The 22,645-nt window shown below is 76.6% G+C and carries 22 protein-coding genes; 8 read left to right on the forward strand and 14 right to left on the reverse strand.

Annotated elements, in window-relative coordinates; translation table 11 throughout:
* Position 1 precedes the first annotated feature (1 nt).
* A complete protein-coding gene (gene cphA / locus H505_RS46955) occupies positions 2-2,740 on the forward strand; it encodes a cyanophycin synthetase (protein WP_034521842.1) in 2,739 nt (912 codons plus the stop codon).
* Positions 2,741-2,783: 43 nt separating this feature from the next.
* Here cphA and H505_RS0138095 read toward each other — a convergent pair whose 3' ends face one another.
* The 11 genes from H505_RS0138095 to H505_RS0138145 all read right to left on the reverse strand — a co-directional run bounded on the left by H505_RS0138095 (position 2,784) and on the right by H505_RS0138145 (position 11,844).
* On the reverse strand, positions 2,784-3,944 hold the full coding sequence (locus H505_RS0138095) for a 4-hydroxybenzoate 3-monooxygenase (RefSeq protein WP_026406164.1): 1,161 nt from the start codon (positions 3,942-3,944) through the stop codon (positions 2,784-2,786).
* 66 nt (positions 3,945-4,010) lie between these two features.
* On the reverse strand, positions 4,011-4,877 hold the full coding sequence (locus tag H505_RS46960) for an IclR family transcriptional regulator (RefSeq protein ID WP_233617508.1): 867 nt from the start codon (positions 4,875-4,877) through the stop codon (positions 4,011-4,013).
* Between the two features lie 13 nt (positions 4,878-4,890).
* A complete protein-coding gene (pcaC, locus tag H505_RS52235) occupies positions 4,891-5,292 on the reverse strand; it encodes a 4-carboxymuconolactone decarboxylase (protein ID WP_233617509.1) in 402 nt (133 codons plus the stop codon).
* Entirely contained in the window at positions 5,289-6,134 is an 846-nt protein-coding gene (gene pcaD, locus H505_RS46965; protein WP_084551292.1) for a 3-oxoadipate enol-lactonase, read from the reverse strand. Before pcaD ends, pcaC begins: the two co-directional genes overlap by 4 nt.
* On the reverse strand, positions 6,131-7,336 hold the full coding sequence (gene pcaB, locus H505_RS0138115) for a 3-carboxy-cis,cis-muconate cycloisomerase (RefSeq protein WP_245592736.1): 1,206 nt from the start codon (positions 7,334-7,336) through the stop codon (positions 6,131-6,133). The genes pcaD and pcaB overlap by 4 nt, the downstream gene beginning before the upstream one ends.
* Entirely contained in the window at positions 7,326-7,892 is a 567-nt protein-coding gene (gene pcaG, locus H505_RS0138120) for a protocatechuate 3,4-dioxygenase subunit alpha (RefSeq protein WP_026406167.1), read from the reverse strand. Before pcaG ends, pcaB begins: the two co-directional genes overlap by 11 nt.
* Positions 7,889-8,557: a protocatechuate 3,4-dioxygenase subunit beta gene (pcaH, locus tag H505_RS0138125; RefSeq protein ID WP_026406168.1), complete on the reverse strand. Its 669-nt coding sequence runs from the start codon at positions 8,555-8,557 to the stop codon at positions 7,889-7,891. Before pcaH ends, pcaG begins: the two co-directional genes overlap by 4 nt.
* Positions 8,554-9,210: a CoA transferase subunit B gene (locus H505_RS0138130; RefSeq protein WP_026406169.1), complete on the reverse strand. Its 657-nt coding sequence runs from the start codon at positions 9,208-9,210 to the stop codon at positions 8,554-8,556. Before H505_RS0138130 ends, pcaH begins: the two co-directional genes overlap by 4 nt.
* Positions 9,210-9,992 (reverse strand): CoA transferase subunit A, encoded by a 783-nt coding sequence (locus tag H505_RS0138135; protein ID WP_026406170.1) that lies wholly within the window; start codon positions 9,990-9,992, stop codon positions 9,210-9,212. The genes H505_RS0138130 and H505_RS0138135 overlap by 1 nt, the downstream gene beginning before the upstream one ends.
* 123 nt (positions 9,993-10,115) lie before the next feature.
* The gene (locus H505_RS0138140) at positions 10,116-11,153 is read right to left on the reverse strand and encodes a sigma-70 family RNA polymerase sigma factor (RefSeq protein ID WP_034521846.1); all 1,038 of its coding nucleotides are present in this window, start codon (positions 11,151-11,153) and stop codon (positions 10,116-10,118) included.
* A gap of 148 nt (positions 11,154-11,301) precedes the next feature.
* The gene (locus H505_RS0138145; protein ID WP_084551294.1) at positions 11,302-11,844 is read right to left on the reverse strand and encodes an XdhC family protein; all 543 of its coding nucleotides are present in this window, start codon (positions 11,842-11,844) and stop codon (positions 11,302-11,304) included.
* Between the two features lie 171 nt (positions 11,845-12,015).
* Here H505_RS0138145 and H505_RS48445 point away from each other — a divergent pair, with 171 nt between their 5' ends.
* On the forward strand, positions 12,016-12,573 hold the full coding sequence (locus H505_RS48445) for a universal stress protein (protein WP_051301621.1): 558 nt from the start codon (positions 12,016-12,018) through the stop codon (positions 12,571-12,573).
* A gap of 45 nt (positions 12,574-12,618) precedes the next feature.
* Here the strand turns inward: H505_RS48445 and H505_RS0138160 are convergent, their stop codons facing one another.
* Both H505_RS0138160 and H505_RS0138165 read right to left on the reverse strand, forming a co-directional pair.
* A complete protein-coding gene (locus H505_RS0138160; RefSeq protein ID WP_026406173.1) occupies positions 12,619-13,704 on the reverse strand; it encodes an acyl-CoA dehydrogenase family protein in 1,086 nt (361 codons plus the stop codon).
* Positions 13,701-14,894 carry an acyl-CoA dehydrogenase family protein gene (locus H505_RS0138165; RefSeq protein ID WP_026406174.1) on the reverse strand — a complete coding sequence of 398 codons (1,194 nt, stop codon included), beginning with the start codon at positions 14,892-14,894 and terminating at the stop codon, positions 13,701-13,703. Before H505_RS0138165 ends, H505_RS0138160 begins: the two co-directional genes overlap by 4 nt.
* Before the next feature lie 238 nt (positions 14,895-15,132).
* Between H505_RS0138165 and H505_RS46975 the strand changes: the two genes are divergently transcribed.
* The 4 genes from H505_RS46975 (at position 15,133) to H505_RS0138185 (ending at position 19,269) form a co-directional block, all read left to right on the forward strand.
* On the forward strand, positions 15,133-15,993 hold the full coding sequence (locus tag H505_RS46975; RefSeq protein ID WP_084551297.1) for an SDR family NAD(P)-dependent oxidoreductase: 861 nt from the start codon (positions 15,133-15,135) through the stop codon (positions 15,991-15,993).
* Between the two features lie 26 nt (positions 15,994-16,019).
* On the forward strand, positions 16,020-16,883 hold the full coding sequence (locus H505_RS46980; protein WP_245592737.1) for an ATP-binding cassette domain-containing protein: 864 nt from the start codon (positions 16,020-16,022) through the stop codon (positions 16,881-16,883).
* A 132-nt stretch (positions 16,884-17,015) separates the two neighbouring features.
* Positions 17,016-17,612 (forward strand): TetR/AcrR family transcriptional regulator, encoded by a 597-nt coding sequence (locus H505_RS46985; RefSeq protein ID WP_051301622.1) that lies wholly within the window; start codon positions 17,016-17,018, stop codon positions 17,610-17,612.
* Between the two features lie 127 nt (positions 17,613-17,739).
* Positions 17,740-19,269: an RtcB family protein gene (locus tag H505_RS0138185; protein WP_026406175.1), complete on the forward strand. Its 1,530-nt coding sequence runs from the start codon at positions 17,740-17,742 to the stop codon at positions 19,267-19,269.
* Positions 19,270-19,282: 13 nt separating this feature from the next.
* Here the strand turns inward: H505_RS0138185 and H505_RS0138190 are convergent, their stop codons facing one another.
* The gene (locus H505_RS0138190) at positions 19,283-20,713 is read right to left on the reverse strand and encodes an aldehyde dehydrogenase family protein (RefSeq protein WP_034521850.1); all 1,431 of its coding nucleotides are present in this window, start codon (positions 20,711-20,713) and stop codon (positions 19,283-19,285) included.
* Between the two features lie 180 nt (positions 20,714-20,893).
* On the opposite strand from H505_RS0138190, the gene H505_RS0138195 reads away from it, so the two are divergent.
* Together H505_RS0138195 and H505_RS0138200 are read left to right on the forward strand one after the other, a co-directional pair.
* Entirely contained in the window at positions 20,894-22,075 is a 1,182-nt protein-coding gene (locus H505_RS0138195; protein WP_026406177.1) for an acyl-CoA dehydrogenase family protein, read from the forward strand.
* An 87-nt stretch (positions 22,076-22,162) separates the two neighbouring features.
* A complete protein-coding gene (locus H505_RS0138200) occupies positions 22,163-22,627 on the forward strand; it encodes an SRPBCC family protein (RefSeq protein WP_026406178.1) in 465 nt (154 codons plus the stop codon).
* Positions 22,628-22,645: the final 18 nt, after the last annotated feature.

Raw genomic sequence — 22,645 nt, forward strand, 5'->3', positions numbered from 1 at the left:
CGTGCGGCTCGATCACGTGCGCCGCCTGAGCGGCCCGAACGTCTACCTGTCCCGTCCGGTCGCGATCGCGCACCTGGACCTGCAGGGGCTGACCGGCCACGAGACCACCGACCATCCCGGGTTCGCCGAGCGGCTGGTGGCGGCGCTGCCCGGCCTGGCGTCGCACCACTGCGCGGCGGGCCGTCCCGGCGGGCTGCTGGACGCGATGGCGCGCGGCACCTACTTCGGGCACGTCACCGAGCACGTCACGCTGGAGCTGTCCGGGCTGATCGGCCGGGACGCGTTCTTCGGCCGGACGGTCCTGGCGGGTCCGCCGGGACGCTACGACGTGGTGCTGGAGTGCCCGCGGGACGAGCCGGCGGGCAGCACGGTCGTGGAGCGGCTGGTCGGCGTCGCGCTGCGGGTGGTGCAGGGCGCGCTGGCCGGGCGGGTGCCGGACACCGCGGACGAGCTCGCGGAGATCGCCGCCGAGCACGAGGCGGAGCGGCTCGGGGTGAGCACCGCCGCGCTGGCCGCGGCGGCGCGGCGGCGGGGCGTCCCGGTCCGCCGGGTCGGGGGCCTCAACCTGCTGCGCCTGGGGTACGGGCGGCACCGCCGGACGGTGTGGGCGGCGATGACGGACGCGACGTCGGCGATCGGCATGGAGGTCGCGGGCGACAAGCGGCTGGCGCACCGGCTGCTGGCCGACGCGGGCCTGCCGGTGCCGGCGGGGCGGGTGGCGTCGTCCCCGGCGGAGGCGCTCGAGGCGCTGCGGGAGATCGGCGGGCCGGTGGTCGTCAAGCCGGTCGCCGGGCACCAGGGCGAGGGCGTCCACATCGAGCTGACGGAGCCGCAGGAGGTGGTCGCGGCGTTCACGGCGGCCGCCGGAGGCGCGGCGACGGCCGCGGGCGCGGGCGCGGGGCCGGCCGCCGGCGGCGACGGGGCCGCGGTGATCGTCGAGTCGTACGTCCCGGGCCGCGACTACCGGGTCCTCGTGGTGGGCGGCCGGGTGGCGGCCGCCGCGGAGCTGACCGCGGCGCGGGTCGTCGGCGACGGCGCCGCGACCGTGGCGGAGCTGGTGGAGCGGGTGAACGCCGACCCGGCGCGCGGGGAGGGCCACGACCGGCCGCTGACCCGGCTGGTGCTGGGCCCGGCCGAGCTGGGGCTGCTGGCGCGGCAGGGGCACGGCCCCGCCGCGATCCCGACCGCCGGGGAGACGGTGTGGCTGCGCCGGAACGCGAACCTGTCGACCGGCGGCACCAGCCGGGACGTGACCGGCGACGTGCATCCGGAGGTGGCCGCGCTGTGCGTGCGGGCGGCCGCGACGGTCGGCATGGACGTGTGCGGCATCGACCTGCGGCTGCCCGACATCGCGGCGCCGCCCCCGCCCGAGCCGGGCGCCGCCGGGATCCTGGAGGTGAACGCCGCCCCCGGCCTGCGCATGCACCTGGCGCCCAGCGAGGGCGAGGGGCGGGACGTCGCGGGCGACATCATCGGCCTGCTGTACCCGGACGGCGCGCCGTCGCGGGTGCCGATCGTGTCGGTGACGGGCACCAACGGCAAGACCACGACGGTGCGGATGATCGCGCACATGCTGGAACTGGACGGCCGCCGCACCGGCATGACGAGCACCGAGGGCGTGTACGTCGGGCGGCGGCTGGTGCACATGTCGGACGCGTCGGGCCCGCGGTCGGCGGAGATGGTGCTCGGCGACCGGACGGTGGAGGCCGCGGTGCTGGAGACGGCGCGCGGCGGGATCGTGCGGCGCGGCCTCGGCTACGAGCGGGCGGACGTCGCGGTCGTCACCAACGTCACCCGCGACCACCTCGGGGTGGACGACACCGAGTCGCTGGACGACCTGGTGGACATCAAGGCGCTGGTCGCCGAGGAGGTGCGGCGCGGCGGGCGGCTCGTGCTGAACGCCGAGGACCCCGCGTCGGCGGGGCTGGCGGAGCGGCCCGCGGTCCGCGACCGGGACCCGTCGGTGCGGTACTTCGCGCAGGCTCCGGACGCGCCGGTGCTGGCCGCGCACCTGCGGCACGGCGGGGTCGGGTACTGCGTCGAGCACGGCTGGGTGACGGAGGCGACCGGCGACCGCCGCACCCGCGTGCTGCCGGTCGAGGAGATCGCCGGGGCGTTCGGGGGGCGCGCGGCGCACGTGGTGGCGAACGCGCTGGCGGCCGTCGCGGCGGCCCGGGGCCTGGGCGTGCCGCTGGACGTGGTGGCGCGGGCGCTGCGCACGTTCGAGCCGCACACCCGCAATCCGGGGCGGGGCTGCGTGTACCGGGTCGGGGAGAACCCGGTGCTGGTGGACTACGCGCACAACCCGGCGGCGGTCGCGGCGATGGGCGCGTTCACGGCGGCGCGCTGGGGCGGGCCCGACCGCGGCGGCCCCGGCGGCCCCGGCGGCGCGGCGGCCGCCGGTCCGGGTGTCGCGGCGGTGACGCTGCCGGGCGACCGCTGCGACGACCTGGTCGTCGAGACCGCCCGGATCCTGGGGCGCGCGTTCGGGCGCGTCGTCGTCTACGAGGACGAGGACCTGCGGGGCCGCCGCTCCGGCGAGATGACCCGGCTGATCGTCCGGGGGCTGCGGGAGGCCCGCCCGGACGTCCGGCACCATCCGGCGGGCGACCTGAAGGGCGCGCTGACGTCGGCGCTCGACATGGCCGAGCCCGGCGAGCCCGTCCTGCTGCTGTACGAGAAGCTGCAGCCGGTTTTGGAACTGCTGGAGACGCTGGGGGCCGAGCCGGAGGAGACCTGACCGCGCGGGCCGGCCCCTCCCCCGGCGGGGCCGTCCGGGCGCGTCAGGCGATGGGCAGGCCGACGTAGTTCTCGGCCAGCGACGCCTTCGCGGCCTCGGAGGACGCCACGTACGCGAGGTGCGACCGCTGCAGGCGGCGGTCGAACGCGTCGGCGGCCGGGTCGACGTGCAGCAGCGTGGTCATCCAGTACGAGAAGTGCTCGGCGCGCCAGACCCGCCGCAGGCACGCCTCGGAGTACCCGTCCAGCAGCGTCTCGGACCCGTTCGCGTACCGCTCGGTGAGCGCGCGCGCCAGCACGATGACGTCCGAGACGGCCAGGTTGAGGCCCTTCGCGCCGGTCGGCGGGACGATGTGGGCCGCATCGCCCGCGAGGAACAGCCGGTCGTGGCGCATCGGCTCCGCCACGAAACTGCGCATCGGCGTGACCGACTTGTCGGTGATGGGGCCCTCGTGCAGCTCCCAGCCGTCGTCGGTGGCGAACCGCGTCGCCAGCTCGTCCCAGATCCGGGCGTCGGACCAGGCGGCGAGGTCCTCGTCCGGGGCGACCTGCAGGTACAGGCGGCTGACCTTGGGCGAGCGGAGGCTGTGCAGCGCGAACCCGCGCTCGTGGTTCGCGTAGATCAGCTCGTCGGTGGACGGCGGGACGTCCGCGAGGACGCCGAGCCACGCGAACGGGTACTCGCGGGAGAACGTCCGCAGGTCCGGGACGGCCGGGCGGCTGACGCCGTGGAACCCGTCGCACCCCGCGATGTAGTCGCACTCCAGCGTGCGGACGACGCCGTCCGGGCCGCGGAACGCGACGCTCGGCGCGGACGCGTCCAGCTCCACGACCTCGGCCTCGAACCGGATGTCGCCGCCGTCCTCGAGCCGCTTGGCGATGAGGTCCTTGACGATCTCGGTCTGCGCGTAGACGGTGACCGTCCGGCCGGTGAGGTCGGTGAGCGGGATCCGGTGCCCCGCCCCGTCGAACCGCAGCTCCAGCCCGTGGTGGACGAGCCCCTCGCGGTCGAGCCGTTCCCCGGCTCCGGTCTCGCGGAGCACGTCCGTCGTGCCCTGCTCCAGCATCCCGGCGCGCTGCCGCCGCTCCACGTAGCCGCGATCACGGCTCTCCAGGACCACCGAGTCGATCCCCTGCAGGTGGAGCAGATGGGACAGCAGCAGCCCGGCGGGCCCTCCGCCGATGATCGCGACCTGGGTGCGCATCATGTCTCCTGTTCGTCAATGCGTGCAATGCGGGCCCCGCCGTCCCGGGGGCGCGCGGGGGGCGGCTCAGGCGCCGGTCTTCCGCTCGGCGGAGAACGACTCGGGCTGCCCGCGCCAGTGGACGGCGACGTCCCGCGAGAGGGCGCGCGCCGCCGTGGTGAGCGGCGGCAGCAGCCGCCGCAGGTCCGCGCTGCGGGTGCGCGACACCAGCGACAGCGCCGCGACGACCTGCCCGGACCCGTCCCGCACGGGCGCGCCGACAGAGGACGCGCCGAGCGTCATCTCGTCGCGGGTCAGCGCGTAACCGGAGCGGCGGACCTGCTCGATGCAGCGCCGCAGCTCCGCGGGGTCGGTGATGGAGCGGGCGGTGCGGCGCGACAGCGGCGCGGCCAGCACCGCCTCCCGCACGTCCGGCGGCGCGAACGCCAGCAGCACCTTCCCGACCCCGGTGGTGTGCAGCGGCAGGGACGCCCCGACCTGCGTGAGGACGGGCACCGACCGGGTGCCGCGCAGCCGTTCGACGACCAGCACGTGGTCGTCGCGCAGCACGGCGAGCTGCACGTTGTCGTGGGTGGCCTCGTAGAGGTCCTCCATGTGCGGCAGGGCCAGCTCGCGCAGGCCGGTCACGGCGGGCGCCTGGCTGCCGATCCGCCACAGCCGGGTGCCGATGCGGTACGTGCCGTCCGGCACCCGCTCCAGGAACCCGCCCGCGACCAGCTCGCCGACGAGGCGGTGCCCGGTCGCCGGGGGCAGCCCGGCGCGGCGGCAGATCTCCGTGAGGTTGAGGCGGACCTCGCCCTGGGCGAACGCGTTGAGGATGGCCATCACCTTGCCGGCCACGCTGACCGGGCGCGCCCCCTCGGCCATGCCCCCGCCCTCGCCCTTCCCGCCGACCGCCCTGATCGGTCCGCCGCGGCCGGTCGCCCCGGTCATCCGGTCACTCCCGTCACTCCTGCTCGGCCAGTACCCGCTGGGCGACCGCGAACGCCGAGTTCGCGGCGGGCACCCCGCAGTAGATCGCGGTCTGCAGGAGCACCTCCTTGATCTCGTCCGGGGTGAGCCCGTTGCGCAGGGCGGCCCGCACGTGCATCGCCAGCTCGTCCAGGTGCCCGTGCGCGACCAGGGCGGTGAGGGTGATGCAGCTGCGGGTCTTGCGGTCCAGGCCCGGCCGGGTCCAGATCTCGCCCCACGCGTAGCGGGTGATCATGTCCTGGAAGTCGGCGGTGAAGCCGTCCTTGCGGGCCTCGGCGCGGTCCACGTGGGCGTCGCCGAGCACCGCGCGGCGCACCGTCATGCCGTCCGCGCGCCGTTCCGCGTCGCCCGTCGCCCCGGTCATGGAGTCGCTCATCGTCCCAGTCCCTTCCATGTGCGGTCCAGATGCGCGGTCATCGCCTCGGTGACCGGACCCGGCCGTTCGGCCCCGGCCAGGTGCGCGGCGCCCTCGACGACGACCAGCCCGGCGTCCGGGATGCCCTCCGCGAGCCGGTCGGCGTGCCCGGCGGGCGGCGTCGGCCCGTCCTGCGCCCCGGCGATCACCAGGGTGGGCGCGGACACCTCCGGCAGCCGCGCCGCGGCGTCGAACTCCGCGAGGGCGTCGCAGCAGCCGGCGTAGCCCTCGGGGTCGGTGCCGCGCAGCATCGCGACGTACGGCTCCGCGCCGGTGAACGACGGGGTGAACCAGCGGTCCGCCGCCGTCCGCGCGACCGGCTCGACGCCCTCGCGGCGGACGAGCGCGGCCCGGTCCCGCCAGGCGGCCGGGTCGCCGAACCGGGGCGAGGTGCACACGAGGACGAGGCTGGCGACCCGTCCGGGGTGGCGCAGCGCGAGCGTCGTCCCGACGGCGCCGCCCAGCGACACCCCGGCGTAGGCGGCCTCGGCGGCGCCGATCCGGTCGAGCAGCGCGGCGACGCCGTCGGCGAGGTCGGCGACGGTGAACGGTCCGCCCGGCGCGGGCGAGCCGCCGTGGCCCGGCAGGTCGTAGCGCAGCACCCGCCAGGACCGGGTCAGTTCGGGGAGCTGCGGCTGCCACAGGTCCATGGTGGTGCCGAGCGACGGCCCGAGGACGAGGACGGGCGCTCCGGGCGGGCCCTCCACGCGGTGGTGCGGGACGTACGCGGCCCGCCCGCCGCGGGCGGGGCCGGGCGGGGTGCGGCCGGCGGACGGGTCGGCGGACGGGTCGGTGGGCGTCATGCGCGGCTCCTGCGGTACGTGTCGAGGGCCCGGTCGACGAGCGCGGGCGCGGCGCCGGGCCCGGGGTCACGGCCGAGGACGGCCAGGAGGGCGTCGAGGCCGGCCCGCATCCGGTCCGGCGCGACCTCGAGGCCGCCGAGCAGTTCGGCGGCGGTCTCGGCGGCGCCGCCGGTGAGCCGCAGCGCCTCGCGCAGCGGCTGCCACTCGGCGTGCCACTCCCCCGCCGGACGCTCGTGCGGCGCGGCCTGCGCCGCGTGCAGGATCTGGACGTGCGCGGGGACCTGCAGCGCCGCCGACCGGATCAGCGCGGACAGGGCGGGGTTGCGCTTGTGCGGCATCGCCGACGAGCCGCCGCGGCCGGGTCCGGCGGCCTCGGCCGCCTCGTCGACCTCGCTCTGCGCGAGCAGCCACACGTCGGTGGCGGCCTTGCCGAGGGCCCCCGCGGTGACCGCGAGCGCGGCGCCGAGGTCCGCGACCGGGGTGCGGCGGGTGTGCCAGGGCAGGACCGGCGCGTCGAGGCCGGTCTCGGCGGCGAACGCGGCCACGAGGTCGGCGCCGCGGTCGCCGAACGCGTCGAGCGTCCCGGCGGCGCCGCCGAGCTGGACGGGCAGCGCCGCCGCGGCCAGCCGGTCGCGGGCCTCCAGGCAGCCCAGCAGCCAGCCGGCGGCCTTCGCGCCGAACGTGGTCGGCAGCGCGTGCCGGCCGAGGGTGCGGGCGGCCATCGGGGTGTCGCGGTGCCGCCCGGCGAGGTCCGCCAGGGCGGCGAGGGCGTCGTCGAGCGCCGCGAGGATCACGCGGCGGGCGCGGGACGCGACGAGCATCGCGCCGGTGTCGACGATGTCCTGGCTGGTGGCGCCCCGGTGGACGTGCTCGCCCGCGGCCCCGGCGAGGGCGCGCAGGTCGGCGACCAGCGGGACGACCGGGTTGCCGGCGCCGCGCGCGCGGCGGGCGACGCCGGCGAGATCGAACCGGGCCGGGTCGGCGGCCGCGGCGATCGCCGCGGCCGCGTCCGCGGGGACGATCCCGAGGCCCGCCTGCGCGCGGGCGAGCGCGGCCTCGGCGTCCAGCATGGCCGCCAGGTAGGCGGAGTCGCCGGTGGCCGCCTCGGTCCGGGTGGCGGCGCGGACCGGGGACAGCAGCCCCGCGTCGGGCGACACGGTGCCGGGCGCCGTCCCCTGTTCCGGCCGGTGGTCAGAAGGCAAGGAAGACCGTCTCCCCGTCGCCCTGGAGGCGGACGTCGAACCGGTACTCGCGTTCGGCCGTCCGCTCGGCGACCAGCGTGCCGCGGCGCTCGGCCGGGACGTCGCGGAGCAGCGGGTCGGACGCGTGCGCGGCCTCGTCCTCCGGGAAGTACAGGCGGGTGAACACCGGCTTGAGCAGGCCCCGCGCGAACACCAGCACGGCGATGTAGGGGGCGCCGCCGCCGACCGCGCCGGGCTTGACGGTGCTGAACCAGTAGCCGCCCGCGGGGTCGGTGGCGCACCGGCCGAAACCGGAGAAGTCGTGGCCGTCGCGGACCCGGCCGCCGGGCCCGGCCGGAATCACGCCGTTCCCGTCCGCCTGCCAGATCTCGACGAGCGCGTCCGGGACCGGCTCGCCGGCCCCGTCGTACACGGTGCCGCGGACCCGGATCGCGTCCGGCCGCCAGTCGGGGACGACCCGGGGGCCCTCCTCGTAGGGCAGCGCGTACCCGAAGAACGGGCCGACCGTCTGCGACGGGGTGACCGGGGACGGGCGGAGCGGAGTCGACTCGGTCATCGGTCCTCCATCGGGGTGTCGCCGAGCACGATGTCCCACTGGTAGCCCAGTGCCCACTCCGGCTCGGTGGTCTCCATGTCGAACCGGGAGATCAGGTTCTCCCGGTCCCGCTGCTCGGGGATCGACTGGAAGATCGGGTCGAAGGGGAACAGCGGGTCGCCCGGGAAGTACATCTGGGTGACGAGGCGCTGGGTGAACGCCGTCCCGAACACCGAGAAGTGGATGTGCGCGGGCCGCCAGGCGTTGCGGTGGTTGCGCCACGGGTAGGCGCCCGGCTTGATCGTGACGAACCGGTAGCGGCCGTCGTCGTCGGTGAGGCAGCGGCCCGCGCCGGTGAAGTTGGGGTCGAGCGGCGCGGGGTGCTGGTCGCCCGCGTGCAGGTACCGTCCGGCCGCGTTGGCCTGCCAGACCTCGACGAGGGCGCCGCGGATCGGGCGTCCGGCGGTGTCCAGCAGCCGGCCGGTGACGATGATGCGCTCGCCGAGCGGCTCGCCGGGGTGCTGCCGGGTGAGGTCCCAGTCGAGGCGGCCGAGCTCCTGGTGCCCGAAGACGGGGGAGGTCAGCTCGACGCTGTCGGGCCCGAGCCCGGGCATCGCGAGCTCGCGCCCGGGCGCGCGCAGGGCGGTGCTCTTGTACCCGGGGTGGAGGTACGGGGGGTGGGTCATGCCGGGGTCCCTTCTGCTGCGGCGGGCGCGAGGAGCCGCGGTCCGGTCGCGGCGCGGATCTCGTCGGCGGTCACGCCGGGCGCCGTCTCGACCAGCGCCAAGCCGTCCGGGACGACGTCGACGACACCGAGGTCGGTGATGATCCGGTCGACGCAGCCCGCGCCGGTCAGCGGCAGCGCGCACTCCTCGACGATCTTCGGTTCGCCGTCGCGGGTGGTGTGGCTCATCACGACGATCACCTTGCGGGCGCCGTGCACCAGGTCCATGGCCCCGCCCATGCCCTTGATCATTTTACCGGGGACGGACCAGTTGGCGAGGTCGCCGCGGGCGGAGACCTGCATGGCGCCCAGCACGGCGATGTCGATGTGGCCGCCGCGGATCATGCCGAACGACAGGGCGGAGTCGAAGCAGGCCGCGCCGGGCAGGGCCGTGACCGTCTCCTTGCCGGCGTTGATCAGGTCGGGGTCGACCTCGTCCTCGGCCGGGTACGGGCCGACGCCGAGGACGCCGTTCTCGGCGTGCAGCGTCACGTGGCGGCCCTCGGGGACGTACCCGGGGATCAGGGTGGGCAGGCCGATGCCGAGGTTGACGTACGCGCCGTCGGGCAGCTCGGCCGCCGCGCGCGCGGCGATCTCGTTCCTGGACCAGGCCATCAGGCGCCCTCCCCGTCCGCCGGCGCGGCGGGGCGCACCGTCCGCTTCTCGATGGGCTTGTCCGCCGCCTGCTCGGGCGTCAGCTCCAGCACCCGCTGGACGAACACGCCGGGCAGGTGGACGGCGTCGGGGTCGAGCTCGCCGGGTTCGACGAGCCGCTCGACCTCCGCGACCGTGATCCGCCCGGCCATCGCGGCGAGCGGGTTGAAGTTCCGGGCGGCCTTGTCGAAGACCAGGTTGCCGTGCCGGTCGCCGACGGCGGCGCGCACCAGCGCGAAGTCGGTGGTGATGCTCTCCTCGAGCACGTACCGGCGGCCGCCGAACTCGCGGACCTCCTTGGGCGGCGACGCGACCGCGACGGTGCCGTCCGGGGCGTACCGCCAGGGCATGCCGCCCTCGGCGACCATCGTGCCGACGCCCGCGGGGGTGTAGAACGCGGGGATGCCCGAGCCGCCCGCGCGGAGCCGTTCGGCGAGCGTGCCCTGCGGCATCAGCTCGACCTCGATCTCGCCGGCGAGGTACTGGCGGGCGAACTCCTTGTTCTCGCCGACGTAGGAGCCCATCGCCCGCGCGATCCGCCCCGCGGCGAGGAGCTGCCCGAGGCCCCGGCCGTCCAGCCCGCAGTTGTTCGACACGACCGTCAGGTTCCCGGCGCCCCGCTCGTACAGGGCGGAGATCAGGACCGCGGGCACCCCGCACAGCCCGAATCCGCCGACGGCCAGCGAAGCCCCGTCGCCGATGCCGGCGACCGCGTCCGCCGCCGAGGGCACGACCTTGTCCATGTGCCTCCCATTCCGCTCCGGCGGCGCCCGGCCATGCCGCCGGAACCGCCGGTCACCACAGTGGCAGCCGGCGGCGGAGGCCGTGGACATCGTTTTCCGCTGAACGGAAGAACAGCGCTCCGGTCAGGCGCTTTGCGGGAGGCCGAACAGCGGGAACAGGGACGTGTCGAAGAACGCGGAGACGTGCGCGACCCCGTCGGCGGTGATCGAGAGGACCTGCAGCTGGTACGGCCGGTGCACGCCCTCCTCGTCGCGCCGGTAGAGGCCGAACGCGGGCTGGCCGTTCGCGGCGGACGGGAGCATGCGCAGCTCCCCCGGCTCGGGGGCGCACTGCGCGGTGATGAGCCGCACGATGGGTTCGGCGCCGACGAACCATTCGGGGAACGGCGGCATCTCCCAGACGGCGTCCTGCTTGAACAGTTCGAGGAGCGCGGCGATGTCGGCGTCCTCGAACGCCTTGGCGTAGCGGTCGAGCAGGTTCCGGACGGACGGGTCGGTGGGCTCGACGAGCTCGTCGCGGGCGGGGCCGTCCTGCTCCAGGCGTTCCCGGGCCCGCTGCAGGGCGCTGTTGACGGCGGCGGTGCTGGTGCCGAGCAGTTCGGCGACCTCGGCGGCCCGCCACTTCAGGACGTCCCGCAGGATCAGCACGACCCGCTGCTTGGCGGGCAGGTGCTGCAGCGCCGCGACGAACGCGAGCCGGGTGCTCTCCCGGGCGGCGACGATGGCGGCCGGGTCGGCGGCGTCCGCGGCGACGACGGCGTCGGGGGCGGGCTCCAGCCACGGCACCTCGGGGGACGCGACGACGGGCCGTTCGGGCTCGTCGCTCGGGGCGCCCAGCCCGGACGGCATGGGCCGGTGGCCGCGCTGGTCGATCGCGGTGAGGCAGGCGTTGGTGGCGATGCGGTACAGCCACGTCCGCAGCGAGGACCTGCCCTCGAAGCGCTCGTAGGACTTCCAGGCCCGCAGGTAGGTCTCCTGGACGAGGTCCTCGGCGTCGTGGATGGACCCGAGCATCCGGTAGCAGTGCGCGAGCAGCTCGCGCCGGTAGGGGTCGGCCTGGTCGAGGAACGCGCGGTCGTCCGCGGCGGCGCGGCCGCCCGCGGGGGCGCGGTCGTCCACGGTCGCGGCGGCGTTCTTCTGCTGCGTGCGGTCGGCTGGCATGGTCGTCGTCACCTTCGCTCGGCGATGTACCTCGCGGCGGCGCGGGCCGGCGGCCGCCCGTTCGTCCCGACCGTAGACCGCCCCACCGACAGAACCCGTGCGCCGCTCCATCCTACGCGGTTGACCTGCGGCGCAGCCGGTGGACGGGTCAGAACTCGAACCCGCCGGGGCGGCCGTTGCGGTCGGCGATCAGCCCGGCGAGGGTCGCGACGGCGATCTCGGCGGGCGTCCGGGACCCGATGTTGAGGCCGATGGGCCGGCGCACCCGGGCGATGTCGTCGTACGGGACGCCGAGTTCGGTGAGCGCGGGGATGTGCGGGGCGGGGTGGCGCGGGTTGCCCATCACGCCGACCCAGCGGACGGGCTGGGTGAGCACGGCGGCCAGCACCCGCCCGAGTTCGGGGCGGTGGTGGTCGGTGACGACGACGTCGGCCGAGGCGTCCAGCGGCGGGAGCGCCGCCGCGCCGTCCCGCCGTTCGTCGGGGTCCACGAGGAAGGTGCGGTACCCGAGGTCGGCGCCGTACCTCAGCAGGTGCTCGGCCACCGGGGTGGCGAAGACGGCGACGAGGGTGCGGTCGCCGGTCCCGGGACGGACGTCGCCGTGCGCGACGGCGCACGCGGTGCCGTCGTCCGCGCCGCCGCGCACGTGCTCGTCGGAGGCGCCGGATGCGGCCGGCGTCGGTGTGCCCATGGCGGAAGTCTGCCGGGCCGCCGCCCGGCGGTCCAGCGGGGCGCGCGCCGCCGCCCGGAACGGCGGAATCGCCGAGAACCGGAGGTGAACCGAGGCGAAACACTTCCGCGGAGGCGGGTATTCCTTCAATGTAAGGTGAACCACCTCACCCCGCAGGCTTCAGGAGGGACCGTGATCGTGAGGCCGGAGGGCGGCCCCCGTGTCGTGGTGGGGGTCGACGACTCCGCCGGCGCGCGCTGTGCGCTCTCCTGGGCGATCGGCGAGGCGCGGCTGCGGCGGCTCCCCCTGCTGGTGGCGCACGCCGCCCCGCTCCCCCCGCACGTGTCGGCGGCCGGGCAGCTCGGCTGCGGCGTCACCGACGCGCTGCGCGGCTCCGGCGCGGACCTCATCGCCCGGCTGCTGTCGGACGTGTGCGACGGCCCGCCGGACGGCGTGGACATGACGGCGCTGGCCCTGGTCGGCGAGCCGGGCGCGACGCTGGTGCGGCTCGCGGGCGAGGACGACATCCTCGTCGTCGGGCACGGCCGCCGGGGAGTGCTGTCGCGGCTGGTGCGCCCGTCGGTGCGGCTGCACTGCGCCCGCCGCTCCCGGGCGACGCTGGTGTGCGTCGGCCCGCCCGCGTTCGACTCGCTGCTCGAGCGGCTCGCGGCCGGGGGCGCGAGCCCGGAGCACGTCCCGGACGAGTCCCGGTTCCGGCGGCTGGGCCGCCGGCTCGGGCTCGACCGGTAGGACCGGCCCGGCCGGTCCCACCGGCGGCCCCGCGGCGGGGCGGCGTCAGGCGGGCGGCAGGTCCGCCAGCGCGGCGAGCGCCGCGCGGTGCCGGTCGGGCGACCCGAGCGCGATCGAGTCGGCCTTGGCCCGCTTGAGGAACAGGTGCGCCGAGTGCTCCCACGTGAACCCGATGCCGCCGTGCATCTGCACGCACTCCTCGGCGGCCTTGACCGCGACGGCCGAGCAGTGCGCCTGCGCGACGGCGGCGGCGACCGGCAGGTCGGGGTCCGCGGCGGCCGCGCAGGACGCGGCGTAGCGGGCGGCGGCGCGGGCCTGCGTGATCGACGTCCACAGGTCCGCGAGGCGGTGCTTGAGGGCCTGGTAGGAGCCGATCTGGCGGCCGAACTGGTAGCGGGTCTTGACGTAGGCGACGGTGTCGTCCAGGCAGCGTTCGGCGATGCCGAGCTGCTCGGAGGCGAGCAGCGCGGCACCGGTCAGCAGCGCGGCGCGGACCGCGTCCGGCCCGTCGGCGACCGGCCGGGCCGGGGCGCCGTCGAAGGCGACGTCGGCGAGGCGGCGGGTCATGTCCAGGGACGTCACGGCGGTGCGGCGCGCGTGGGCGGCGTCCACCGCGTACAGCCCGCCGGCGGCCGGGACGAGGAGCACGTCGGCGGCCATGCCGTCGGCGACGCCCGCGACCGCGCCGGTGAGCGCGCCGCCGGACAGGGTCGGCGCGCCGGGGCCGGCCGCCGGGTCGGCGCCGGGCGCGGCGGCGAACGGGACGGCGAGGACGGCGATCGCCTCCCCGGCGGCGAGCCGGCCGAGCAGGTCCCGCTCGCCCGCGGCGAGCAGCGCCGCGGTGGCGACGACGGAGCTGGTGAGGAACGGGACGGGCGCGGCGGCGCGGCCCAGCTCCTCCATCACCACGGCGGTCTCCCGCCAGCTCGCGCCCGCGCCGCCGAGGTCCTCGGGGACGGGCAGCCCGGCGCAGCCGAGCTGCGCGGCGACGGCCGTCCACAGGGCGGCGTCGTGCGGCTCGTCCTTCTCGGTGCCGGCGAGCACGGCCGTCCAGGGGGCCTTGTCCTCGAGGACCTCGCGGACGCTCGCGCGCAGGTCGTTCTCGATCTCGGTGTAGAGGAGGTCGGTCACTTCGGCAGGTCCTTCCACGGCACGTCCTTGTCGACCCGGATCTCGCCGGGCAGGCCGAGGACGCGTTCGGCGATGATGTTGCGCAGGATCTCCGAGGTGCCGCCCTCGATGGAGTTGCCCTTGGCGCGCAGGTACCGGTAGCCGGGCGAGCGGCGGGTGAAGTCGACCTCGGACGGGCGGCGCATCGTCCAGTCGTCGTAGCGCAGGCCGTCGGCGCCGAGGAGTTCCAGCTCGAGCCCGGACGTGCGCTGGTTGATGTCGGCGAAGGCGAGCTTGGCGGCCGAGCCCTCGGGGCCGGGCTTGCCGACCGCGAGCTGCTGGCGGAGCCGCTCGCCGGTGAGGCGGGCGGCCTCGGACTCGACCCACAGCCGCAGCAGGGCGTCGTGCAGCCCGGCGGTGCGCAGCTCGGGGCGGTCCCGCCAGAGCTTCGCGACGACGCCGATCATGCCGCCCTCGCGGGGCGCGGCGGCGCCGCCGATCGCGACCCGCTCGTTCATGAGGGTGGTCGTGGAGACGCGCCAGCCGTCCCCGACCTCGCCGAGGCGGTGCTCGTCGGGGATCCGGACGTCGGTGAGGAAGACTTCGTTGAACTCGGCCTCGCCGGTGATCTGCCGGAGCGGCCTGACCTCGACGCCGGGCGCGGTCATGTCGCACACGAAGTACGTCATGCCGCGGTGCTTGGGGACGTCGGGGTCGGTGCGGGTCACCAGGATCGCCCAGCGGGCCTCGTGGGCCATGGACGTCCAGACCTTCTGGCCGTTGACGATCCAGTGGTCGCCGTCGCGGACGGCGCGGGTGCCGAGCGCGGCGAGGTCGGAGCCGGCGCCGGGCTCGCTGAACAGCTGGCACCAGATCTCCTCGCCGGTCCAGAGGGGGCGCAGGAAGCGGCGCTTCTGCTCCTCGGTGCCGAACGCGAGGACCGTGGGGGCCGCCATGCCGAGGCCGATGCCGTTGCGCTCGGGCTGGTTGGTGGGGGCGCCCGCCTCGCGGAACCGCCGGTCGACGGCGGGCTGGAGGGCGCGGGGGGCGCCGAGGCCGCCGTGCCCCTCCGGGTAGTGGACCCACGCCAGGCCGGCGTCGTAGCGGGCCCGGAGGAACTCTCCCGGCTCGGCGGCCGCGGGGTCGTGCTCGGCGAGGAAGGCGTCGACCCTCCTGTCCAGCTCGTCGGCGTCGGGCGGTGCTGTGCTCACAGGGCGGACCTCCGCGCGGTGTCGGGCGGCGCCGCGTGTCGGGCGGCGCGGCGTCGCCATCGGACATACCAACCGGTCGGTATGGCAGGTCCACCCTAGGAACCCGCGCGCACGGGCGTCAACAGGGGCACCCCGTCCGGGCGGGCCCGGGCACCGGAGGCGGGCGCGAGGGTAACGGCAGGGTCCGGCCCGGCGATGCGCCTTGCCGGGCCGCCCGCGGCTGTGCCACGTTCGCCGCATGGTGACTTTGGCGGGACGGTCGGCGCTGGTCACGGGCGCCTCGTCGGGGATCGGCGCGGCGGTCGCGGAGGCGCTCGCCGCCGCCGGCGCCCGGGTGGGGCTGACGGCGCGGCGCGCGGACCGGCTGGCGGACGTGCTGGCCCGGTGCCGGGAGCACGCGCCGGGCTCGGCGATGTGGCCGGCCGACCTGGCCGACCCGGACGCCGCGGCGGCGCTGGCCGCGGCGGCCGAGGCGGAGTTCGGCGGCGTCGACGTGCTGGTCAACAACGCGGGGGCGCCGAAGCGGCGGCACGTCCTGGACCTGGCGCCCGCCGACGCCGAGGAGGTGCTGCGGCTGAACTACCTGTCGGCCGTGCGGCTCACCCTCGCGGTGCTGCCCGGCATGGTCGCGCGGGGGCGCGGGCACCTGGTGGCGATCGGGTCGGTCGCGGCGCGGCTCGGCCCGCCGCACGAGGCCGCGTACGCCGCGTCGAAGGCCGCGCTGACCGCGTTCTGGGAGAGCATGGCCGTCGACCTGGACGGCACGGGCGTGCAGGTTCACGTGGTGCAGCCGGCGCTCATCGGCGGCACGGAGCTGTTCGACGCGCGGCCCGGCGAGGAGGAGCCGCTGAGCGACCTCGCGGACGCCCGCCCGCCGGGCGATGTGGCGGCGGCCGTCCTCGAGGTCATCGGCGACGGGCGGTTCGAGCGGTACGTCCCGGACTGGTTCGACCAGATGGCCTCGGGCAAGGCCGCCGACGTGGAGGGGTTCGTCGCCGGGGTCAAGGAGTGGCGCCGCGAACGGCTCGGCGAGATCGCCGGTTCCGGCGCCGCCGCGGGCCCCGCGGAGGGCGTTGCCGCCGCGCCGCCTCCTCAGTAAGGTGAGGAACCGGTGATCTAGATCACATGATCCGGGTCACGGCCGTCCTCGTGCCCCGCCGGGAGGTGCGGATGCTCCCCACCGCCATGTCCCCGACCGCCGGAGGACTGCTCGTGTCGGGCGTGACCGTCCGGTTCGGCGCGCTCACCGCCGTGGACCGGGCCGCGCTCGCCGCGCCCGCCGGCGCGGTCACCGGCCTGATCGGCCCGGACGGCGCGGGCAAGACCACCCTGTGCGACGTCATCAGCGGGCTGCGCCGCCCCAGCGAGGGCACCGTCCGACTCGGCGGCGCCGACCTCACCGGCGGCGCCCGCGAGCGCGCCCGCCGCGGCGTCGCCCGCACGTTCGAGCGTCCGGGCCCGCTCGGCGGCGCGACCGTGCGGGACGCCGTCCGGACGGCCGCGGTCCGGCACGCGGCGGCCCGCGAGCAGCCCGGCCGGACGGCGCGGGACCGGTGGCGGCGGCGCCGCGCGGCCCGCCGGGACGCGGCCGGACGCGCCGACGAGCTGCTCGCCCGCGTCGGCATCGGCGAGTACGCCCGCCGCTCCGCGCGCGCCGTCCCGCCGGACGTCGCCCGGCTGGCCGAACTGGCGCGCGCTCTCGCCGCGGACCCGTCCGTCCTGCTGCTCGACGAGCCGTGGACGGGCCTGCCCGAGCGGCGGTCCCGCGCGCTGGAGGTGCTGCTGCGCGATCTCGCCGCCGACGGCCTGGCGGTCCTGGTCGCCGGGCACGACCTCGAACCGGTCCTCGGCGTCTGCGACGTCGTGCACGTCCTGGACGGCGGCCGGGTCGTCGCGAGCGGCCCGCCCGCCGAGGTCCGGGCCGACGCCCGCGCACGCGGCGCGTACCGGGGCACGCGCGCACCGGAGGCGCGCCTCCCGGCCGGCTGACCGCACCGCCCGCCCGCGTTCCGGGCGGCGGGCGCCTGGCCGGAGACCGGGGAAGCGGGCCGGGTGATAATGGGGGCCCACCGACCGCCGACCGCGTCGCGGTCGACGCGTCCAGCATCCGGAGGAACGCTGATGGGCACCGCCGACCGTCCCGTGCGCGAAGCACTGCTGGACGCCGCCGCCGCGCTGCTGGTCGAGCGCGGGTACCGGGGACTGCGCATGCGGGACGTCGCGGCCGCCGCCGGGGTGAGCCGGCAGACCGTCTACAACGAGTTCGGCGACAAGTGGGGCCTGGCGCAGGCGGTGGTGATCCGCGACAACGACCGGTACCTCGACGGCATCGACCGGGTGCTGTCGGAGCACGCCGACCTGTTCGACGCGGTGGTCGCGGCCGTGCGGTACACCCTGGAGACGTCGGCGGACGACCAGCTGAAGAAGGCGGTGCTGACGGGGGCCGGCGGGGAGGAGCTGCTGCCGCTGCTGACGACGCAGGCGGAGCCGCTGCTGTTCACCGCCAGCGCGCGGCTCGCCGACCACGCGATGCGGCACTGGCCGGATCTGGACGCGGCGGCGCTGGCCGAGGTCGCGGACGCGGCCGTCCGGCTGACGATGAGCCACCTCATGCTGCCGTCCGGGCCGCCCGAGCGCGCGGCCCGCTCCGTCGCCCGGATGGTGACGGGCTACCTGGCCGCCGGAAAACCGGATGACGGCGCCGGGGGCGCGCGGTAGCGTCTCCCCCGCCTCGCGGCTGCTGAACCCGAGGAGACCGGTGCGCCCCGGACGGGCGCCCGTCCCGCCGTCGCGCCCTTCGCGCGGACGGCTCCTTTCCGTGTTCGGCCGTCACCCGGAGGCTTCCATGCCCGCGGTCCATTCCGCACGTCAAGATCATCGACTCGTCCGCACGGGCGGGCACTGGCTCACGCTGCCCAACCCCCACGGCGTCCCCGCGGAGATCTGCGCGGGGGCGGACGTCCCGCTGGAACCGGCCGCCGTCACCGAGGCGCTGGACCTGCTGGAGACGGCGCGGACCCTCGAGCGGCTCGCCGAGGCCGCGCCGGGCCCGGTCGGGGAGCCGCGCATCGCCCGCGCCGCGTTCACCCCCGACTTCCACAAGGGCGCCGGGATCCCGATCGGGACGGTCCTGGACGTGCGGGACGCGCTGCTCCCGCAGGCCGTCGGCAACGACGTGAACTGCGGCATGCGGCTGGAGGTCACCGGCCTGGACGCCGACCGCGTGCGGGCCCGGCTGGACGGGCTCGAGCGGCGGCTGCGGCACCTGTTCTTCGAGGGCGGCCGCCGGATCGCGCTCACCCCGCTGCAGCGGGAGGCGCTGCTGCGCGACGGCCTGCCCGGGCTGCTGACGACCGGCCCGGCGCCCTGGGCGGGGCTGCGCCCGGAGGACGCCGAGGACTGCCTCGACCGCGTCCACTGCGCCGGGCTGCCCGTCGGGACGGCGGAGGCGTTCGCCGACTGGATCGGCAGCGCGGGCGGGGCGCCGGACGAGCCGAGCCACGACGGCGTCATCGGCGGGATCGGCGGCGGCAACCACTTCGCCGAGCTGCAGTACGTGGCGCGCGTCCACGACGCGGCCGCCGCGCACGCGTGGGGGCTGGCGCCGGGCACCGTGACGGTGATGGTGCACAGCGGGTCGCTGTCGCTGGGGCACCAGGCGAACGCGACCGCGCTCGACCGGCTCCGCGCGCGGTGGCCGAAGGGCCTGCCGCGCCCGCGCAACGGCGTCCTGCCGTTCCTGCTGGACGAGCGTTCGGAGCCGGACCGGCGCCGCTACCTGGAGGCGTTCGGGAACGCCGCCAACTTCGCGCTCGGCAACCGGTTCTTCCTCGCGCTGACGATGCGCGCCGGGCTCGCCGCCGAGTGCGGCGGCCCGGACGCCCGGCTCCTGTACGACGCGCCCCACAACCTCTTCTGGCGGGACGGCGGCCGGGCGGTGCACCGCAAGGGCGCGACCCCGGCGGGCGGCCACGCGGAGATGGCGGGCGGACCGTATGCGATGTGGGGCGAACCGGTCATCGTGCCCGGGTCGATGGGCGCGTCCAGCTTCGTGCTGCGCGGGCACGGCGACGCCCGGACGGTCGCGAGCGCGTGCCACGGCGCCGGACGGCGGGTGCCGCGCGGAGCGGCGGCGCGCGGCGGCGACGCCGAGCTGGACGCGTTCCTGCGGGAGTTCCGGGTGGTGACGCCGCTGGACCACCGCGACCCGCGGGCGGCGCGCCGGGCGGACGTCATGGCCGCGTGGCGGCGCGACCTGAAGCAGGAGGCGCCGTGGGCCTACAAGGACATCGGCCCGGTCGTGTCGGCGCTGCACGGCGGCGGCGTCGCGTCGCCGGTCGCGGAGCTGCGGCCGCTGCTCACCGTGAAGGGGTGAGGCCCGGCCGGGGTCAGGGCGCGGCCTCGATGTGGACGACCTTGACCGCGGTCATCTCGTCGAGCAGTTCGGGCCCGTACCCGAAGCCCTCCCCTGAGGCGCCGCGCGGGGTGGCGGCGCCGCCGGGGGCGCCGCCGAACACCGCGTTGACCTTGACGGTCCCGACGGGCAGGTCCCGCCAGGCGCGCCGCGCGTGCGCCATGTCCCGGGTGAGGACGGTCGCGGCGAGGCCGTGCCGGGCGCGGCGCGCGGCGTCGAGGGCCTCGTCGAAGGACGCGACGGCGCGGACGGGCGCGACGGGCCCGAACGTCTCCTCGGCCATGACCGCCATCTGGTCGGTGCAGCCGTCCAGCACGGTCGCCGGGTAGAACGCGCCGGGGCCGTCCGGGACCGCGCCCCCGGCCAGGACCCGGGCGCCGTCGGCGACGGCCTTCTCGACGTGCTCGTGCACCCGGGCGCGGTGCCGTTCGTCCACGAGCGGCCCGAGTTCGGTGGCGGGGTCGAAGCCCGGTCCCGTGCGCATGGCGCGGGCGCGTTCGGCGAGCGCGTCGAGGAAGCCGGCGTGCACCGACTCGTGCACGTAGATCCGTTCGACGGACGTGCAGATCTGCCCGGCGTTCGCGAAGCAGCCGACGGCGGCCTGCTCGGCGGCCCGGTGCGGGTCGACGCCGGCGTCGACGATGAGGGGGTCGGTGCCGCCGTTCTCCAGCAGCGCCTTCGCGCCGTTGCGGGCGGCCAGCTCGGCGATGCGGCGGCCCGCGCGGGTGGAGCCGACGTGCGCGACGACGTCCGGGCGCGGGTCGGCGGCCAGCGCCTCGCCGGTGCGGCCGTCGCCGGTGACGAGGTTGAGGACGCCGTCCGGCAGGGCGCCCGCGAGCAGTTCGGCGAGCAGCGCGCCGGCGTGCGGGGTCCGCTCGGACGGTTTGTGCACCACCGCGTTGCCGGTGACGGCTGCGGCGCCGATCAGCCCGCAGGCGATGGCGACCGGATCGTTCCACGGGGTGATCACCGCGACGACGCCGCGCGGCTCGCGGACCATGAGGTCGGTCGCCGTCGGGCCGCCCTGCAGGCTGCGGCCGCGGTGCAGCGGCCCCAGCTCGGCGTACTGCCGCAGGGTGCCGATCCCGGCCTCGACGCCGCCGCGCGCGTCGTCCGCGGGCTTGCCCATCTCGGTCGTGACCAGCGCGGCCAGCTCGTCGGCCCGCTCCTCGACGGCGTCCGCCGCGGCGTGCAGCGCGGCGCCGCGCTCGGCGGCCGGGACGGCGGCCCAGCCGGGCGCGGCGGCGGCCGCGGCGGACACGGCGTCCTCGACGTCGGCGGCGGAGCAGACCGGCACCTCCCCCACCGGCTCGCCGGTCGCCGGGTCGGCCACCGTGAACGTCTCGTCCCCGGTGCCGCCGCTCCACCGGCCGCCCGCCAGCGTCCAGCCGTCCCGCACCCGCATCCGAACCTCCGCGTCGTCTCCCCGGTCCCCTGTCGTCGCGTCCCGCCTACCCGGGACGGGAGGGTTCAATGGCCGCCGCCCCGATGTCAGTGACCACTTACCACATCGGCTACGGTGGGGGGCCTGATCGGGCGCCCGGCCTGATCGGACGCCGAACAGGACAGACGCCAGGAGGCTTGCGTGGACTTCGACCTGCCGGAGAGCGCGATCGCGGTGCGCGACGGCGTGCGGGCCATCGCCGGGAAGTACGACCAGGAGTACTGGAGCCGGTGCGACGCCGAGAAGCGGTGGCCCGAGGAGGTGTGGCGGGAGCTGGTCGCGGGCGGCTGGCACAGCCTCGCGATCCCCGAGGAGCACGGCGGCGCCGGGCAGGGCCTCCTCGAGCTCGCGGTCGCGCTGGAGTCGCTCGCCGAGGGCGGCGCGGGCGGCGCCGCGTCGTTCATGTACCTGCTCACCCCCGCGTTCGGCGGGCTGACCATCGCCCGCCACGGGACGGAGGCGCAGCGCGCCGAGTTCCTGCCGAAGATCGCCGCCGGGGAGCTGGAGACCTGCTTCGCGATCACCGAGCCCGACGCGGGCAGCAACGCGATGAACATCTCCACCCAAGCCCGCCGCGACGGCGACGGCTACCTGGTGACCGGCCAGAAGATCTGGATCTCCGGCATGGAGCGCGCCGACTTCCTCGTGCTCGTGACCCGGACGATCCCGGCCGCCGAGGCGCGCCCCCGCACCGCGGGCTTCACCGTCCTGCTCGTGGACATCAAGGAGGCCGTCGAGGCGGGCACGCTGACCTACCAGCCGATCCCGAAGCTCGGCACGAACACCGTCGCGTCCAGCATGGTCTTCCTGGACGACGTGCGCGTGCCGGCCGACCGGGTGCTGGGCGAGCCCGACCAGGGCTTCGCCGTCCTGTGGGACATCCTCAACCCCGAGCGCATCCTCGCGGCGGCCGGCGGCGTCGGCTCCGGCGAGCTGGTGCTGCGGATCGCGTGCGACTACGCGCGGGACCGGGCGCCGTTCGGGCGGCCGATCGGCGCCAACCAGGGCATCGCGTTCCCGCTCGCCCGGATCAAGGCGCAGGTCGAGCTGGCCCGGCTGATGACCTACAAGGCCGCCTGGCTGTGGGACCGCGGCCGGCCGTGCGGGTCGGAGGCCAACATCGCCAAGCTCACCGCGGCGGACGCGGCGTGGCAGGCGGCCGACCGCGCGTTCCAGACGCACGGCGGGATGGCGTACTCGCTGGAGTACCCGGTCGCGCGGATGTTCCGCGACGCCCGCATCGCCAAGAACATCCCCGTCGCCGAGGAGCTCGTGCTGGCCCACATCGCCCAGCACGAACTGGGGCTGCCGCGCTCGTACTGAGATCCGGTGCCGCCGGGTGTTGCCAAGATCACACCGGCGGGGCGAGCATGAGGGGCACCAGCGCCCCCGTCGCCCGAGGAGACCGCGATGCCCAGGTCCTACGCCAGCGCCGTGATCGACGCGACCGCCGACGACGTGTGGGCCTACCTGCGGGACTTCGGGAACGCCGCGGAGTGGCTGCCGGGCGTGGAGACCGGGGTCATCGAGGACGGCGGCCCGGCCGACCGGGTCGGCTGCGTCCGCCGCCTCATCGGCCCCGGCGACTCGGTGTTCCGCGAGCGCCTCACCGCCCTCGACGACGCCGGCCGCGCCTACCGCTACGAGATCCTCGAGTGCCCGCTGCCGGTGCGGGACGTGCGCGGCCGGCTGCGGGTCTCCCCCGTCGCCGGCCCACCCGGCGGGCCCGCGGCCTCCGCCGGCGCCGGGCGCGCGTTCGTGGAGTGGTCGGCGGACTTCTCCGCCGACACGGCCGACGAACTGGCCATGGGCCGGACGCTCGAACTCGGCATCTACGCGACGGGCCTGGAGGCGCTCGCCCGCCGGTTCGGCTGACGCGGGACCGGCGGGCGT

Origin of the sequence: Actinomadura rifamycini DSM 43936 (genome assembly GCF_000425065.1) — a bacterium.
GTDB classification, from domain to species: domain Bacteria; phylum Actinomycetota; class Actinomycetes; order Streptosporangiales; family Streptosporangiaceae; genus Spirillospora; species Spirillospora rifamycini.